11 protein-coding genes are annotated in these 16,516 nt (G+C 76.5%); 7 read left to right on the forward strand and 4 right to left on the reverse strand.

What is annotated here, in order from left to right:
* Positions 1-153 precede the first annotated feature (153 nt).
* The 4 genes from lanM to QFZ71_RS09290 all read left to right on the forward strand — a co-directional run bounded on the left by lanM (position 154) and on the right by QFZ71_RS09290 (position 9,102).
* The gene (gene lanM / locus QFZ71_RS09275; protein ID WP_307667784.1) at positions 154-3,489 is read left to right on the forward strand and encodes a type 2 lanthipeptide synthetase LanM family protein; all 3,336 of its coding nucleotides are present in this window, start codon (positions 154-156) and stop codon (positions 3,487-3,489) included.
* Between the two features lie 140 nt (positions 3,490-3,629).
* Positions 3,630-3,827: a hypothetical protein gene (locus tag QFZ71_RS09280; RefSeq protein ID WP_307667785.1), complete on the forward strand. Its 198-nt coding sequence runs from the start codon at positions 3,630-3,632 to the stop codon at positions 3,825-3,827.
* A gap of 79 nt (positions 3,828-3,906) precedes the next feature.
* A complete protein-coding gene (locus QFZ71_RS09285; protein WP_307667786.1) occupies positions 3,907-6,828 on the forward strand; it encodes an AAA family ATPase in 2,922 nt (973 codons plus the stop codon).
* Positions 6,829-7,146: 318 nt separating this feature from the next.
* A complete protein-coding gene (locus QFZ71_RS09290; protein ID WP_307667787.1) occupies positions 7,147-9,102 on the forward strand; it encodes an AfsR/SARP family transcriptional regulator in 1,956 nt (651 codons plus the stop codon).
* A gap of 66 nt (positions 9,103-9,168) precedes the next feature.
* Here QFZ71_RS09290 and lanKC read toward each other — a convergent pair whose 3' ends face one another.
* The 4 genes from lanKC to QFZ71_RS09310 form a co-directional block, all read right to left on the reverse strand.
* Positions 9,169-11,826 (reverse strand): class III lanthionine synthetase LanKC, encoded by a 2,658-nt coding sequence (gene lanKC, locus QFZ71_RS09295; RefSeq protein WP_307667788.1) that lies wholly within the window; start codon positions 11,824-11,826, stop codon positions 9,169-9,171.
* A gap of 15 nt (positions 11,827-11,841) precedes the next feature.
* On the reverse strand, positions 11,842-13,206 hold the full coding sequence (locus QFZ71_RS09300) for an MFS transporter (RefSeq protein ID WP_307667789.1): 1,365 nt from the start codon (positions 13,204-13,206) through the stop codon (positions 11,842-11,844).
* A 352-nt stretch (positions 13,207-13,558) separates the two neighbouring features.
* Positions 13,559-13,717 (reverse strand): hypothetical protein, encoded by a 159-nt coding sequence (locus tag QFZ71_RS09305; RefSeq protein WP_307667790.1) that lies wholly within the window; start codon positions 13,715-13,717, stop codon positions 13,559-13,561.
* A gap of 112 nt (positions 13,718-13,829) precedes the next feature.
* Entirely contained in the window at positions 13,830-13,991 is a 162-nt protein-coding gene (locus QFZ71_RS09310; RefSeq protein WP_307667791.1) for a hypothetical protein, read from the reverse strand.
* Between the two features lie 320 nt (positions 13,992-14,311).
* Here QFZ71_RS09310 and QFZ71_RS09315 point away from each other — a divergent pair, with 320 nt between their 5' ends.
* Genes QFZ71_RS09315 through QFZ71_RS09325 form a run of 3 tightly spaced genes read left to right on the forward strand, consistent with a single transcriptional unit; the run spans position 14,312 to position 16,469 of the window.
* Complete coding sequence (locus QFZ71_RS09315; RefSeq protein WP_307667792.1) at positions 14,312-15,484, forward strand: radical SAM protein; 1,173 nt, start codon at positions 14,312-14,314, stop codon at positions 15,482-15,484.
* Complete coding sequence (locus QFZ71_RS09320) at positions 15,481-16,254, forward strand: iron-containing redox enzyme family protein (protein ID WP_307667793.1); 774 nt, start codon at positions 15,481-15,483, stop codon at positions 16,252-16,254. The genes QFZ71_RS09315 and QFZ71_RS09320 overlap by 4 nt, the downstream gene beginning before the upstream one ends.
* Positions 16,251-16,469 (forward strand): aroma-sacti cluster domain-containing protein, encoded by a 219-nt coding sequence (locus QFZ71_RS09325; protein ID WP_307667794.1) that lies wholly within the window; start codon positions 16,251-16,253, stop codon positions 16,467-16,469. The genes QFZ71_RS09320 and QFZ71_RS09325 overlap by 4 nt, the downstream gene beginning before the upstream one ends.
* Positions 16,470-16,516 lie beyond the last annotated feature (47 nt).

The following is a 16,516-nucleotide window of genomic DNA, read 5'->3' on the forward strand; positions in this document are numbered from 1 at the left end:
CCCCGGTCCGGGTCCGCGCCCCGGCCGGGGCGCCTCCGCGGGGCCGGGGGGCGAAAGATGGGGGCGACACCCCCATGCGCCCGTGCCCTCTCCCCCGCCACGATGGACGCGGGCCGCCGACCGGGCGGCCGGGGATCGGGGAGGTGCTGAGCGGTGGCGGAGAAGGACCTGATCGACAGAGGTACGAGCCGTCGCCCCGCCCACGCTTCCGACGCGGCGCCGTCCGCCGCTTCCGACGCGGCCCGGCCCGCCCGGCCTTCCCCCTCCGCCTCCTCCCCCTTCGGGGGTACGGCCTTCGGGGGTACGGCCGGAGCGCCGTGGTGGCTGCCCGGCGTCGTCGGAGGCCGGTCCTCCGGTGAACCCGCCTGGGCGGTCTTCACCCGCGAGGCCGTCGCCGCCGCGCCGCGCGACGTGGTGGTCGCCGACCGTGCCTACCCCGGACTGAGCGGCTTCGGCCCGATCGTCGCCCCGTTCGTCGAGGCGGCCGCCGAACGGCTCCGGGCCGCACTCGCCACTGCCGGGCCGCTGACGACGGGGGCCGTGACGGCCGGGTCCCTGACCACCGGGTCCCCGACGACCGGGGCTCCGGTGACCGGGGCGGCCGCGCACGAAACGCCCGCGCTCGGGGCCCCCTCGGACGATCCGGCCGGGGACGGCCCGGAGAGCGGCGGGCACGCGGCCCACGGGCCGGTGCGGGGCGGACTTCCCGCGAACGGCCCCGCAGGAGACACGTACGCGCTCGTCCTCACCGACTTCCGGCGGCAGTTGACGCGCCGGCTCTCCCGGATCGCGGCGCGCACGCTCGTCACCGAACTCCACGAGGCCCGGCGGATGGGGCGGTTGAGCGGCGAGGGGCCCAAGGAGCGCTTCCGTGACTTCGTCCGGCTGACGGCCCGCCGCGACGGCCTCGGCCCGCTCGTCACCGCCTACCCCGTACTGGCCCGCCTCCTCGCCACGGCCTGCCTCGCCACCGGGGACGCCTTCGCCGAGATGGCCGCGCGGCTCGCCGCCGACCGTCATCTCCTCGGCCCCGCTGGAGTCTTGGGAGACGGGGGCGGCTCTCTCGACGGCGCACTCGGCTCGGACGCCGGGCCGGGAGCGCTCATCGGGGTCGAGGCCGGGGCGGGCGACAGCCACCGGGGCGGCCGGTCGGTGATGCTGCTCCGGTTCGCCGGGGGCGCCCGGCTGGTCTACAAGCCGCGCCCGCTCGCGGCGCACCGGCACTTCAACGCCCTGGCCGACTGGTTCGGTTCGCTGGACGGCGCCCCGGAGTTGCGGGTCCTGCGCGTGCTGGACCGGGGGGAGTACGGCTGGGCCGAGTTCGTGGAGGAGCGGCCCTGCGCCTCGGCTGCGGAGACCCGGCAGTTCTACTGGCGCCAGGGTGCGCTGCTGGCCCTGCTGCACGCGCTGGACGGTACGGACCTGCACCACGAGAACCTGATCGCCTGCGGTCCGCATCCGGTCCTGGTCGACGTGGAGACCCTGTTCCACCCGCCGCTGGGACCCGCGCGCTCCTCCGATCCGGCCGCCCGCGCCCTGCACGACTCGGTCCACCGGGTGGGCCTGCTCCCGCAGTTGCTCGTCGGCGACACGACCGCGCTCGACATGTCCGCCATCGGCGGAGGCGGGGCCGCGTCGTCGCCCGTCGCAACCGCCGACTGGGCCGACGCCGGCACCGACCGGATGCGGCTGGTGCGGCGGGCCGGCCGCTTCACCGAGTCCGCCAACCGGCCCCGGCTGGGCGGCGTGGCCGCCGACCCGTCCGCGTACACCGACGCCCTGTGCGGCGGCTTCAGCGCCGGGTACACCGCGATCGCCGAGCACCGCGACGAACTCCTGGGCGAGGAAGGGCTGCTGAAGCTGTTCGCCCGCGACGAGGTGCGCGTCGTACCCCGGCCCACCTGGACGTACACGACGCTGCTGGACGAGTCGACCCACCCCGACCTGATGCGGGACGCCGCCGAACGGCACCAGGTGCTGTCGCTGCTGCGCACCCCCCTCCTGGGCGCGCCGACGCGGCCCGGTCTGGAGGACGAGGAGATCGCGGAGCTGTGGTGCGGCGACGTGCCCGTGTTCGCCACCCGGCCGGGCGGTACGCAGTGGTGGAGTGGCACCGGCCGTACGGTGCCGTCTCCGGCCGGAGACGCGGGCGGCTCCGGTACCGACGGGCTCTCCGGGCTGGCGCGGGTCGAGGCGAAGGTGCGCGCGATGGACACCGTGGACCGGCAGGACCAGGAACGGATCATCCGGGCCGCGATGGTCAGCACCTCGCCCGAGCCGGCCCACCGGGCGACGGCGGGCGGCCGGGCACGGAGTGCGGCACGGGCCCCGGAGCCCGAGCAACTCCTGTCCGCCGCCCGCTCGGTGGGCGATCAGCTGGTCTCCCTCGCCTACCGGCACGAGAGCCGCACCAACTGGATCGGGCTGGAACTGCTCGGTGAACGCTACTGGCGGCTCACACCGATGGCGGCGGACCTCGCGGGTGGCTACACCGGCCCCGCCCTCTTCCTCGCCCAACTGGCCGCCCTCACCGGTGTGTCCCGGTACGCGGAGGCCGCCCGTGAGGCGCTCGCACCGGTCCCCGGACTGCTGGACGCGCTGCACGGGCGGGACGACGAACTCGGCCCCCTGGGCTCCGGCGCCTTCGCGGGCCTCGGCGGCATCGCGTACGCCCTGACCGAGGTGGGCACCCTGCTGTCCGACCCGGACGTGCTGGACCTGGTCGGACCCGCCGTACGGCTCTGCTGTGCGGCGGGCGCGGCGGAGACCGGGTACGGGGTGCGCGGCGGGGCCGCGGGCGGGCTGGCCTCGCTGCTGGCCGTGCACCGCGCGACCGGGCGGCCCGAGGCGTGGCGGGGCGCTGTCCGGTGCGCCGAGCGGATCCTCACCGCCCCGCTCCCCGCCGCGAACGGCTTCGCGGACGGGGCGGCGGGCGTCGGCTGGGCGCTGCTGCGCTTCTCCGCGGCGGGCGGCGACGCCCGCGTCCGGGCCGCCGGGCTCCAGGCCCTGCGCCGGGCGACCACGCGGACGTCCGCCGGGACCGGCGGGGCCACCGGCGGCGAGGGCTCCGGTGCCGGACCGGCCCACGGCCCCGCCTGGTGCCACGGGGCGGCCGGAGTCGCGCTGGCGATCGCGGACAGCCCGCACACCCTCACGGACCCGACGCTGTCCGCATGGTCGGCGCGACAGGTCCATGAGCTGGCGGACCTCGACCCGCTCGCCGACGACAGCCTGTGCCACGGCGAGTCGGGCCTCCTCGAACTCCTGGGCCACCGGGCGCTGCCCGCCGCGCGGTCCGCGTGGCTGCGCCGGGCCGGAGCGCTGCTGGCCTCGGCGGACCGGGCGGGCCCGCAGTGCGGGACGCCCGGCCGCGCACCGCATCCGGGGCTGCTCACCGGGCTGTCGGGGATCGGGCACGGACTGCTGCGGGCCGGGTTCCCCGAACGGATCGGCTCCGCCCTGCTCCTGCGCCCCTCACGGGCCCCCTGACCCGCGGTCCGATCGGAGCCCGGCCTCCCGTTCCGGCGCCGCCCGCTCCACGGTTCCGCGCACCACCGCACCACCGTTCCACCGGATACGACCACGCTCCTGCGCCCCATGATCACCCACCACCAGAGGATGAGGCAGAGATGAAGCACTTCGGCGAAGCGGCCCTGCAGGTGTCCGGCGACCTGGCGCACGAGGGCGCCCCCGAGCACCCGGCGGGCCAGATCTCCTTGGGTTCCACCGGGGGCCTCGGTGCGCGCAGCAGACTCCTCAGCGCCTCGGAGGGCGAGAGCGGCTACAGCCACGACCTGCCCTGGACCACCATGACCGCCCCGTGGTGAACGAATCCGGCCAACTCGACGGCAATTGAGCCGGATTGGCACGCTGCCGTGGGAGTTGTCGCTCCAGTAGCCTGCGGCCATGCGAGCCACTTCGCCGGTCATCGTCGGGCGGGACGAGGAGATCGGACTCCTGAGCAGCGCCCTGGACGCCGTGCGGCGGCGTTCGGGGCGCGCGCTGTTCCTCCTCGGGGACGCGGGGATCGGCAAGTCCCGGCTGGTGGGCGAGTGCGCCTACCGGGCCTACGGGCTCGGGATGCCGGTGCTGCGCGGCCGGGCCACCTCCACCGGCCTCGTCGTCCCCTTCCGCCCGCTGGCCGAGGCGCTGGCGTCCCGGTTCCGGGCCGCCGGCACCCCGACCGATCCCGAGCTGGCGCCGTACCATCCGGCGCTGGCCCGGCTGGTCCCGGAATGGCGGCGGGACGGGCCCCCCGGCTATCCGGAGACGGTCGTGGAGCTGGCCGAGGCGCTGCTGCGGCTGCTGTCCGTGCTGGGCAGGGAGGCGGGCTGCGCGATCCTGCTGGAGGATCTGCACGACTGCGACACGGAGACCATCGCGGTCGTCGAGTACGTCATCGACAACCTGGCGGATCTGCCGATCCTGTTCCTGGGCACGCTGCGCCCCGAACCGGGCGCCGCCCTGGACCTCGTACGCTCCGCCGAGCGGCGGCAGGCCGCGGTCGTCCGGGACATGGGGCCGCTGCGCGACGCGCAGGTCCGGGTGCTGACGGGCGCGTGCCTGGAGACGCGGCCCGAGGAGATCCCCGAGCCGGTCCACCGGAGGCTGGCCGAACGCGCCGCGGGAAACCCGTACTTGCTGGAAGTGCTGCTCGCGGACCTGCTCGACACGGGCCGGCTCCGGCGGACGGACGACGGGTGGGAGGCGGTGGAACAGGAGGGCGGCGGGGTCCCCTCGGACATCGTGCGCAGCTGGGCCCGGCGGCTGGAGCGGCTGGACGAGCCGGTGCGGGACCTGCTCCTGGCCTCGGCCACGCTGGGCAGCCAGTTCTCGGTGACCGTGCTCCAGACGGTCACCGGGTTCGAGGACCGGGCCCTGTTCACGCATCTGCGGTCGGCGGTCGAGGCCGGGGTCATCGCCCCGGACGGCGCGGCCCCCGACCGCTACACCTTCCGGCACTCGCTCACCGCCGAGGCCCTGATCTCCTCGCTCGCCCCGGCCGAGCGGGCGTCCCTGGCCCGCCGCGCCGCCGGCGCCATCGAGCACGCGGGGCAGCCGCTGGACGAGGACGGGCGGCAGCTCGTCGCCTCGCTGCAACTGGCCGCGGGCAACCGCGCGGGGGCGGCCCTCCAGTTCGCGGAGGCGGGGAGACGGATGCTCGCTTCGGGGGCGCACGGCTCCGCCGTGGTGCTGCTGGAGCGGGCGCTCCCGCTGGCCGCCGAGACCGACCGGGCCGCCGTCGCCGAGTCGCTGGCGGTCGCGCGGGCCGAGGGCGGCGACCTGGACGGCGCGCTGGCGCTGGCGAACGCGCTGCCGCCCGTTCCGGCGCGTTCCGAGGCCGCCGCCCGGCGCGGCCGGACCCATGTCGAGCTGGCCTGGGCGGCGGTCATGGCCGAGCGCACCGCCGACGCCGCCCGCCAGGCCGGGACGGCCCGCGATCTGCTCGGCCCCTCGCCGCCGCCCGGTCCGCAGGCGGCGCTCGCCGTGGTCGACGGGCATCTGGCGCTGCTGCCCGAGCACGGGCGGCCCCACCCCGATCCGGTGGCGGCCGGGCGGGCCGTCCAGCGGGCCGCCGAGACCGCCGAGACCGAGGGGCTGCCCCAGGTCGCCTGCCAGGGCTGGCAGTTGCTGGCACTGCTGCGGCGCGAGGAGGGATTCGACGCCGCCGACGCGGCGCTGGAGCGGATGCTGTCGATCTCCACCGAGCACGCGTTGCCGGTCTGGCGGGTGGAGGCGCTGGTGCGGCTGGGCGCGAACGCCTTCATGCGGACCGGCGACGCCTCCCGGCTGCTGTCCGCGCGGGCGGCGGCCACCGAACTGGGCGCGCTGCGGCTGACCCGTACGGTCGACGGGCTGCTCGCGATGAACGCGGTGCTGTGCGCGCGGTGGGAGGAGGCTCAGGAGATCATCGACCGTTCGACGGAGGCGAGCGCACGGGTCGGCGATCTGTCCACCCACCGCTATCTGCTGCTGGCCGGGGCGACGATGGCCGCCCACCGGGGGCGGCGGCGGGAGATGGACCGGGCGCTGGCCGCGTTCCGGCGGGCCGGGGGCGAGCAGTCTCTGCTGGTGCCGCTCCGGTCGGGGCTGTGCCGGGGGTTCGGGGCGCTGCTGGAGGAGGACCGGGAGCGGGCGGCGGCGAGTCTGGACGAGGCGCTGGCCTGGGAGGCGGACCGTCCGAGCTACTACTACCTGAGCGGGCGGTACGGGCTGCGCCCGCTGCTGCGGGTGCTGGCGGGCACGGCGGACCGGGCGGAGCCGGCGGAGGCGCGCTCCGCCCCCGGCGGGTGCCTCGCCTGGAACCGGCAGTTCCTGGAGCTGGCCGACGCGGTGCTGCTGGGCAGGGAGGGGGACGCGGCCGGGGCGGCCCGGCAGCTGGCGGCCTTCGAGGCGCTCGCCGCGCCCTTTCCGGTCGCCCGCCATCTGGGCCTGCGGCTGGCGGCGGAGGCGGCGCGCCAGGACGGGTGGGGCGAGCCGGTGGCGTGGCTGCGGTCCGCCGAGGAGTTCTTCTACGGGGCCGGGGTGCAGCCGGTCGCCTCCGCGTGCCGGGCGGCGCTGCGGCAGGCCGGGGCGAGCGTGGGCCAGCACCGGGGCGGCTGGGACCGGATTCCGTCGCCGCTGCGGACCAGCGGGGTGACGCCGCGCGAGTACGAGGTGTTCGTGCTGCTGCCCGAACGGCCCGGAAACCAGCAGATCGCCCGGCGGCTGTCCATCTCGCCCCGCACGGTGGAGAAGCACATGGCCAGCCTGCTCAGCAAGACGGGGCGCGCCGACCGGGCGGCGCTGTGCGAGTTCGCCGCCGAGTGCGCGGTCGAGCCGGCCTGAGAGGCGAGCGGGGCCGGGGAGCCGCCGAGGGCCGGGGACCGGGCCGCGCGGCGGGTACGGGGCCCCGGCGGCGGCTGGTGGTGGGCCGGAGTGGGGCCCCGGACCGGCGGCGGCCGGCTGGAGCGGGGCCCACGCGGCCGGTGCGCGGCGGCTATGGGGGCCTGGGGCGGCGGCATGGGGGCGCCGGGCGGTTTCGGTCGGGTGCGCGGACGGAAAATGCGGGCGGCTCCCCGATGTGCGGGGGTCGGGCCCGGCCGCACGATCGGGGCGTGCGTACGGCCCAGACCGCCCCCCGTCCCCCAGCCAGGAGGCCCGTCGATGTCCCGACCTCCCGTCCGTACCGCTTCCGCCGGTGCGGTGTACTTCTCCCTCCTCGGCCCGCTCACCGCGCGGATCGGCGGCCGGGAGCTGCCGCTCGGCCCGCGCAAGCAGCGTCTCGTCCTCGCCACCTTGCTGGCCCGCCCCAACACCCCGGTGCCGGTGGACGTGTTGACGGATGTCGTGTGGCCGGACGATCCGCCCCGGACGGCCCGGAAGAACCTCCAGGTGTACGTCAGCGCCGCCCGCGCGCTTTTCGGCACGGCCGGGGACGGGGGCCGGGAGCGGGTGGTGCACGGGTGCGGGGGCTATCTCCTGCGCATCGCGGAGGGCGAGTTGGACACCCTGCGCTTCGGGTCGCTGGCCAGGGCGGGGCGGGCGGCGGCCGAGCGGGGCGATCCGGCGGGGGCGGCCCGGCTGTTGCGGAAGGCGCTCGACCTGTGGGAGGGGCCGCCGCTCAACGATCTGCGGGACTCGGCCGGGGTCGCCGAGGAGGCCGACCGGCTGGAGGCCCGCTGCCTGACCGTGTACGAGGACTGGGCGGAGACGGAGATCGAGCTGGGCCGGCCGGCCGTCGCGGTGGACGGGCTGCGCGATCTGGTGGAGCGCCATCCGATGCGGGAGCGGCTGCGGGCCGCCTGGATGAACTCCCTGCACCAGTCGGGACGCCAGGCCGAGGCGCTGGCGGTGTACGACGACTACCGGCAGCTGATGGCGCGGGAGTTGGGCCTGGAGCCGAGCCCGGCGATGGCGGCGCTCTACCGTTCGATGCTCGGCCGGGGGCGGGAGGCCCGGCGGCCCGCCGCCGTACGGGAGCGGCCGGGCCCGGTGGCGCTGCCCGCGGGGAACGCGGCGTTCGCGGGCCGCCGCGACGAACTCCGTGACGTGCTCGACGTGCTGGGCGGCGAACAGGGGCGGGTGATGGTCGTCTCGGGCCCCGTCGGGGCGGGCAAGTCGGCGCTGGCGGTCCGTGCCGCGCATCTGCTGGCCGACCGCTTCCCGGACGGCCGCGTCCAGGTACACGTTCGCCGGGAGGACGGGACGGCACGGAGCCGGGCGGAGATCCTGGCGGAGCTGGGACGGCTGTGCGGGGCCGCGGAGGCGGCGCCCGCCCCGGAGTCCGGGCAGCCGTCCGGGCCCCCCGCCACCGCTGACGCGCTCGCGGACGCCTGGCAGGCGTGGCAGGCCCGCCGCCGGGCCCTGGTCGTCCTGGACGACGTGCCCGACGAAGCGTCCGTGCGGGGGGTGCTGCCCCGGTCGGGGGCGTGTTCGGTCCTGGTCACCGCCCGCGGGCAGTTGCCCGGTCTCGCCCCGGTGCACCGGATCGCGCTGCCCCCGCTGGCGGACGGGGAGGCGCTGGAGCTGCTGGGGAAGCTGATCGGGGCCGGGCGGCTGCGGACGGACCCGCGGGCGGCGCTGCGGATCGTCCGGGCCTGCGGGGGGCTGCCGCTGGCGGTCGAGGTGAGCGGAATGCGGCTGGCGGTGCTGCGGCACCTGCCGTTGGCGGAGTACGCGGACCGGCTCGACGATCCTTCGGGCGCGCTGGACGAACTGGTCGCCGGGGACGTCTCCGTACGGCGCCGGATCGCGTCCGGATGGCAGGACCTGGCGGAGGGCGACCGGCGGGCGCTCGCACGGCTGGCCGGGCTCGCGGAGGACGGGGGCTTCACCCTGGACCGGGCCGCGGAGGCGCTGGGCCGCGGGGACCGGGCGGCGATCCGGGCCGTCGAGTCGCTGATCGGCGCCGGAGCGGTGACCTCCCCCGCGGGCGAGGTCACCGCCCATGCCGCGCTGTACGAAGTACCGCGTCTGCTCGGCCTGTTCGCCCGCGAGCAGGCGGCGCGCGAAGCGGAGGAGATTCCCGGCGGGCCGGAGGCGGTAGAGCGTCCCGGTGCGCCGGAGGCGGAGAAACGTCCCGGCGTGCCGGAGGCCGCCACCGCCCTCGTGGCGGGGTGAGACGCCGGGCCAGGGGTCTGTCCGGGAAGCGGGACCGGCCTCCCGGGGTCCCCCGGGAGGCGGCGCTCATCCCAGGGTGAGCAGCTCCAGCAGATCGGCCGGTGGGCGGCCGTCGTCCCCCGAGGCGGCGGCCGCCACGGTCTCCGTGCCGGATCCTCCACCGCCGGCCGGCCCTGCGCCCGCCCCACGGTCCGCCCCGGCCAGGAAGTGCAGGGCGAGGAGCAGTCCCGCCGCCCCGGTGGCCAGGTCGGCGGAGCAGCGGCGCAGCCGGGCTCCGGGTACCAGCAGGCGGTCTCCGTCCGCGACCAGGTGCCAGGACAGATTGCGCACGGAGGCGAGCACCTCGGGCCCGGCGGGCTGCCCCGGCTCCTCCAACTGCCGTGCGGTGGCGACGAGTCCGGCCCGGCCGGTGAACAGTCCCGGCTCGCGCACGAACTCGTTGCCGCAGCCCTTGCGCACGCCGGGCAGCAGGGAGGCGAGCGCGGGCGCCTCCTCCCGTGCCAGGTAGGCGCGGGCGACGAGGGCGAAGCCGCCGCTGCCCTGGTCGAGGTAGAGCAGGTGACGGCGGCCGTCCTTGACCTGGACCGTGCCGTCGTCCATCGCCACGCAGTGCCCGGAGTCCCGGTACAGGGCGGTGCGGGCGGCGCGCAGCAGCCACTCCTCACCGGTGAGCGCGTACAGGTCGAGGTGGAGCAGGGCGATGCCGCTGAGTCCGCGCAGCAGTCCGGCCGACGGCGGGACGGCGGGCCCGCCCGGCACCGTTTCGCCGCGCACCAGGCAGTCGAGCTGCCAGGCGGTGCGCAGGGCGGTGTCCACCAGCTCCTGGTCCGGGGCCCCTGGGCCCGCCGTGGCCAGGCGGAGGGCGGCCAGGGCGGTGCCCGCGCGGCCGGTCAGCAGGTCGGCCGAGGGCGAGGGGTGGCCGGCTTCGGCCGCCCTGGCGAACAGCTCGCGGCCCTCGTCCGGGCGGCCGAGCAGGGCCAGCGTCACAGCGGTGCCCGGCAGCCCGTCGTACAGGCCGCCCGGTACGGCCGGGTCGCGGCGGCGGGCCGTCGCGGCCAGCCAGTCGGTCCACGCGTCCGGGACGGGCGCCCCGACGCGGTGGAGGGCGTACAGGACCCCGGCGGCCCCGTGCGCCAGGTCGCAGCCGCCCGTGGCGAAGGAGTTCGGGTCGCCGGGGAAGAGCCGGTCGCGGCGCTCCGGCGTCGCGCCCGCGTGGATGCCCGCGATCAGCCGGGCCCGCAGTCCGGCCCAGTCGGGGGCGGGCCCGCCGAGGAGGGCGGCGATCTCGTTCTCCCGGTCGGCGGCGCGCTCGGCGGCCCGCAGCAGGGCGGGCCGGGCCGGGCCGGCGCCGGGTGCGAGGCCGTACCGCTCCCGCGCCCAGGACTCCAGGGACAGCGCCTTGGCCCGGTCGTGGGAGGCCATCTCGGTCAGCGGCATCAGCATGGTGAGCCAGGTCGCCCACAGGGCGTAGGCGTCGGCCTCCGCGCCGGGGGTGCCGGGAGGGGCCTGGAGACCGGGTGCGCCGGCCAACGGGACGCGCTCGTCGTCCAGTTCGGTGGCGTACTCGAAGTCGACCAGGGCGAGGCGCCCGTCGGGCCGCAGAATGATGTTGGAGGGGTGCAGGTCGCCGAAGCGCATCCCCCGGCCGTGGATCTCCCGCAAAGCTTCCGAGAGTTGATCGGTGACGCGGTCCACCCAGGCCACGTACGGCGCGAGTTCGTCCACCGTGCGCGCTCCGCGCACCAGGGCGAAGCGGGCGACGATCTCTTCGAGCAGCGTGGGCCCCTCCACGTACTCGGTCGTCAGGAAGCGGTGCTCCCACACGGTCCGAACCCCGTACACCTCGGGTACGCAGTCGAGCCCGGCGAGCGCCGTCAGGGCCCGGTGCTCGCGCTCCAGCCGGGTCACGGCGTCGTCGCCCACCGCGTCGAGCCCGCAGTGCGGGCGGGCCTCGCGCAGCACCACCCGGTGTCCGGTCTCCCGGTGGCGGGCGAGGTAGATGCCGCCCGCGTTGGAGAACTGGAGGGCCTCGGTGACCGTGTACGGGAAGGAGTCGTCGCGGGCGGCGGCGCGGGCGGCGAGGTGGGGGCGCAGCAGCGCGGGAACCCGCACCCACGCGGGCGTGCGGAACACCACCCCGCGCTCGTCGGGCACGAGTTCGCCGGAGGGGTGGCGCAGGGCTGGCACGCGCTCGCCGTCGGCGTCCCGGCACCAGCGGTCGACGAAGGAGCCGTACCGTACGTAGACGGGGGCGTCGCCGATGCGCAGATCGCTCAGGATGTACGGGCCCCGGCGTCCGGACAGGGCCTCGGTCAGCTCGCCGAGCAGGCGGCCCAGGACCGCCTCGTCCGGCGGGTAGAGGGTGAGGAACTTCCCCGCGCTGCCACGGGACATGTACTTCCCCGACATCAGCAGGAGCGCCTGCTCGCTGCGGAGGAACTTGAACGGGACCCGGTGCCGGAGGCAGATCTCCGCGGTGTCGCGGAGGGTGGGCGCCGCCTCGTCGGGGACGGTGGAGACGTGGATCTTCCAGCCCTGTTCGGCCGGTTCGCCGTCCTCGGGCAGCAGGGAGGTCCACAGCCCGCCGGCCACCCGCCGCCAGCCGGGGGGCGGTTCGGCCGTGTCGAGGGGGTAGCGGGTGTCCTGGTCGGGGAGGCGGGCCGGGGTGTCGTAGTAGCGGCGGTCGGCGAGGCAGTAGAGCTGGGTCTCCTGGATACCGGGCACGGCGTTCCTCCTCCGTCAGGATGCGACGCCGGGACCGGCGGCTTCGTGGGCGGTGCGGGCCTCATGAGCGGTGCGGGCCTCGTGGGGTGCGTGGGGGCTGTGGGCCTGGTGAGCCGGGGTTGTCCCGGCGCTCCCGGGACCTTCCGGGGCTGCGGGACCTTCCGGAGCCGCGGGCGGCGGGACGGCGCCCTTCCGGACGGACGGGGCGAGCGTCATGACCGCCGCCGAGACGGCCAGCACCGCCCCGACCACGCCGAAGGCGTCGCGCGGGCCGAGTGCGGTCAGCAGCGCGCCGCCGGCGAGCGGGCCGAACGGCTGGACGATCGAGGACAGGAAGGAGGCCGCGCTCTGCACGCGGCCCACCCGGTCGTCGGGGGTGACGATCAGCAGGGTGGACAGGAAGCCGATGCTGGCGACCGTCGACAGGCACATGCACACCGCGCACAGCAGACCCGCCACCAGCGGGCTGCTGAGCCAGGCCAGCGCCCCGGCCGTCACCACGCAGCTCCAGCAGGTGACGACCAGGAGGGACCGGATGTGGCGGTCCGGGGAGAGCCGGGGAGCGAGCAGCGCCCCGGCGAGCGCCCCGGCGGAGACGCAGGTGATGACGAAGCCGCCGCCGAGCCCCGAACGGCCACCCTCGGAGAAGACGGCGAGCGCCGTGAAGGTGAGGGCGCCGAAGGCGAAGTTCATGCCGAGGCCGAAGACCAGCAGAACCGTCCGCAGGTAGGGGAGCTGCCAGAGGAAGCCGAGCCCCGCGGTGAGTTCGGCGCGGCTGAGGACCGAGCCGGCCTTCTTGGCGGCGGACGAACGGGTACGGACGAGGGCGACGCAGACGGTCGACAGCAGCAGCCCGAGGAACTGGGCGGCGAACGGCAGCACGTCGTGGACGGTGAAGAGCGCGCCGCCGACCAGCGGGCCGACCAGCCGGACCGTGGCGGTACGCGCCTGGAGCCGGGCGGTCGCCGTGCCCATCTGGTCCGGCGGCACGACCGCGCGCAGCAGACCGAAGGCGGCGGGGGCGTAGACGCTGTTGAGGACGGCGCCGGCGGTGGCGACCAGCAGGACGAGGGCCATGGGGGCGTGGCCGTTCCACACGGCGGCGGTCAGGGCGGTGACCGCGAGCAGGCTCCCCACGTCGCACAGCCGCATCAGCCGTCGGCGTTCGACCCGGTCGGCCATGACCCCACCGGGCAGCATCGTGATGAGCACGGCGCAGACGGAGACGGTCCCCACGGTCCCGGCCTGCACGGCGGAGCCGGTCTCCTTGAGGATGAGCAGGGGCAGCGCGAGGGCGCCCATCTGGCTGCCCAGAACGGCGAACAGGCCGCTCATCCAGAGCAGCCGGAAGTCCCGGTTGGAGCGGAGAGACGTGGCCATCGGCAGGCTCCCGGAGGTGAGCGGGGTGGGCGGGCGGCGGGACGTGCGTTCTGTGCGGTGGCGGTCCGGCGGCGCGGAAGCGTGGCGGGCGGGCGCGAACCCGGTGGTGCGGAGGAGCGCGGAAACGCGGCGGGCCGGCGCCGGCCCGGTGGTCGGAAGAGCTCGTGGAAACGCGACGGGGCGGCGCGTGCCCCGAGGTGCGGCGGGGTGGCACGTGCCCAGCGGTGCGGCGGCAGCGCGGCGGGGCGGCTCCCGTCGGTCGCGGAGCCGCCCCGTACCGCCTGGCCGCCGGCCGGGCGCCGCGGAAGCGAGGTGTCGGCCTCGCCCGGCCGCGGCGCCCGGCCCGGTGGGATCAGCGCTGCGATTCGACGACGCTCAGCACGCTGATGCAGTTGCCGTCGGTCGTGTCGCCGCCCTGCACGGACGTCCCCTGGAGGTCCAGGACGGAGTGCGCCTCGACCTCGGGGGCCTCGGCGGTCTCGTCACCGGCCGGCTGGGTGTTCTCGGACATGCTGGTCTCCATCCACTCGTCACTGCGGGCAGAACTGCGGTGAATCAGGTGCGCCGGATCAGGTGCGGGGTCAGCTGCGCCGGATCGGGTGCGGGAGATCAGGTGCGGGAGATCAGTTCTCGACGACGCTCAGCACGCTGATGCAGTTGCCGGGGGGCGCGACGATGTCGCGGTCGCCGTGGACGGACGTCTCCTGGAGGTCCAGGACGGAGTGCGCCTCGACCTCGGGGGCCTCGGTGGTCTCGTCGCCGGCCGGCTGGGTGTTCTCGGACATGGTGGTCTCCATCCACTCGTCACTGCGGTATCCGGTGTTCCGGGGCGGGGCCCTCGGTGTCCGGTGCGGCGGGCGGTGCCTGCCGTTGCCGAGAAAGTTAGGGAGCCGGGCCTGGCGATCGCTTCGCCGCCGGTATGGCAGCGGTATCGGGCCAGCTCCCGGCGGTGGGAAACCGCCCGGCGCGGCCGGACAGGGCTCCGGGAACCCGCTCCGACCTGGCCCCATACCGCTGCCCAAGCGCCGTCGGACCGTCCTCGAACCGGCGCGGCCCAGCCTGGGTACGCGCCCGACGCGCCCCGGCCCCGAAGGAGGCGGCCCGCATGGAACTCGCCGAACTCGTCGCACGGCGGCCCTTCCCGGCCGGCGGCCTGCTGATCGGCCTCACCCGGCGCTGCCCGCTGAGCTGCGGGCACTGCTCGACCGGGTCCGGCCCGCTCACCCGCCAGGAGCCGGATCCCGGCCAACTGGAGCGTTTCGTCGCCTCGTTCACCGAGGAGAACCGGCCGGATGTGGTCATGCTCACGGGCGGGGAGCCGCTGCTCCTGCCCGCGCTGGCGGAGCGGCTGAGCACGCTGGCCCGTAGCGCCGGGTCCCGTACGGCGCTGCTCAGCGGGATGTTCTTCGCCCGGAGCGGCCGGCCTCGGGGCGGGGCCGCCACCCCTCGCGGCATCACGGCCGGGGGCGGTCCGCGCAGGCGGGACTCGGCGGGGATTCCGCCCGCGATCCTGCGTGCGATCCGCTCCGTCGACCACTTCTCCGCCTCCCTCGACGTGCACCACGAACGCGAGGTGTCCCGCGCCGACGTCTTCCGCGCCCTGCACCGTGTCCGGGAGGAGGGGGTGGCCGTGAGCCTCCACCTCACCGGGACGGGCGGCTCCGACCCGTATCTCGCCGGCCTCACCCGTGCCGTACGGGAGGAGTTCGGGGGTGAGGTGCCGTGTCTGGTCAACGAGGTGCGGCCGTTCGGCCGGGCCGCTTCCTGGGCGCGGGCGGCCCGCACCGGTCCTGACCCCGCCGAGGCGTCCCCGTGCTCGATGGCCGCCTGGCCGGTGGTCGCCTTCGACGGCCGGGTGCTGGCCTGCTGCAACCAGGACACCGTGGACCGCCGGCCCGTACCGGCCCATCTGGACCTCGGCCATATCGCGGAGGACACCTGGGGGACGGTGCGCCGCCGCGCTCTGGAGTCCCCGGTGCTGCGCATGCTCCGTACGGTCGGACCCGCTCATCTGGCCGCACGGTACGGGTCCGGCCCCCTGCCGGGCTCCTACTGCGACGGCTGCCGGGCGCTGGGCGGTGACGAGGCGGTGGCGGCCGGGGCCCGTGCGGTGGCGGGCGGGGCGGCCGGGGCGCTGCTGGACCTGACGGCGGCGATGCGCGGCTCGCGGGAGGGCGCGCAGGGCGTGGTCCGCCGCCACGGCTGTGCGGCGTACGCGCCGCTGGTCGTCTCGGGGCCGGCCGAGCTGCCGGGGACGGGACCGGAGGACGTCCGATGAGCGCGCCGGCCGCCGGCGGCACGCGGACCACGGGGGCGCAGGGTGCCCCCGCGGGGGCGTCCGCCCGTCTGCGCACCAAACTCCTGCTGCTGGAGCCGGAGTTCCGGGGTGCTACGGCCCATATGTGGCGCGCGGACGGTCTGGGGCCGCGCTACCGGTCCTACCTGTGCACGATGCACGCCGTCATCCGCGCCTCCGTCCCGCTGATGGAGCTGGCGTTCGACCGGGCGCGGGTCCGGGCCGCGTCCGGGGATCCGCTCGCGGGGCCGCTCGCCGCCTACCTGGAGGAGCACATCCGCGAGGAGGCGGGGCACGACGCCTGGCTGCTGGAGGACCTGCGGGCGGCGGGCGGCGCCCCGGACGACGCGCTCGGCCCGCTGCCCGCGCCGCTGGTCGCCTCGCTCGTCGGCTCCCAGTACTACTGGATCGAGCACCACCACCCGGTCGCGCTCCTCGGCTACATCGCCGTACTGGAGGGCTACGCGCCCGCCCCCGGTCTGACCGGCCGCATCGCCCGGCTCACCGGACTTCCCCCGGCCGCCCTGCGCACCGTGCGGGAGCACGCGGCGCTCGACACGGAGCACCTGGACGAGCTGTACGCGCTGCTGGACCGGCTGCCTCTGGGCCGGGACCGGGAGGCGGCCGTCGCCGTCAGTGCCCTGCACTCCCTCGACGCGCTCACCCGGCTGTTCGTCCGGCTCGGGCGCTCCGCGCCGACGCCGTCGCCGCGGGGAGCCGGATCTGTCTCACCGATGGGAGTCACACCATGACCGGACCACCCGAGAACGGCGAACGCGCGCCGCTGCCCGATGTGTTGTACGAGGCGGGGTTCCCGGTGGACCTGCTGACCGAGGAACAGCGCGAGGTGCTGAGCGAGCTGACGCCGGAGGAACTGGCACTGCTGCTCGACGTGAAGGGCAGGCTGGACGCCGTCGGGCCGGAGGTCCAGGCGCACGGCGAGATCGCCGGCGGCGCGCTGTTCTGACCGGGCCGGGGCAGCCGGTGACCGGCCACCGGCTCAGCGGTACGGGT

This window comes from Streptomyces sp. V2I9, assembly GCF_030817475.1.
GTDB lineage: Bacteria > Actinomycetota > Actinomycetes > Streptomycetales > Streptomycetaceae > Streptomyces.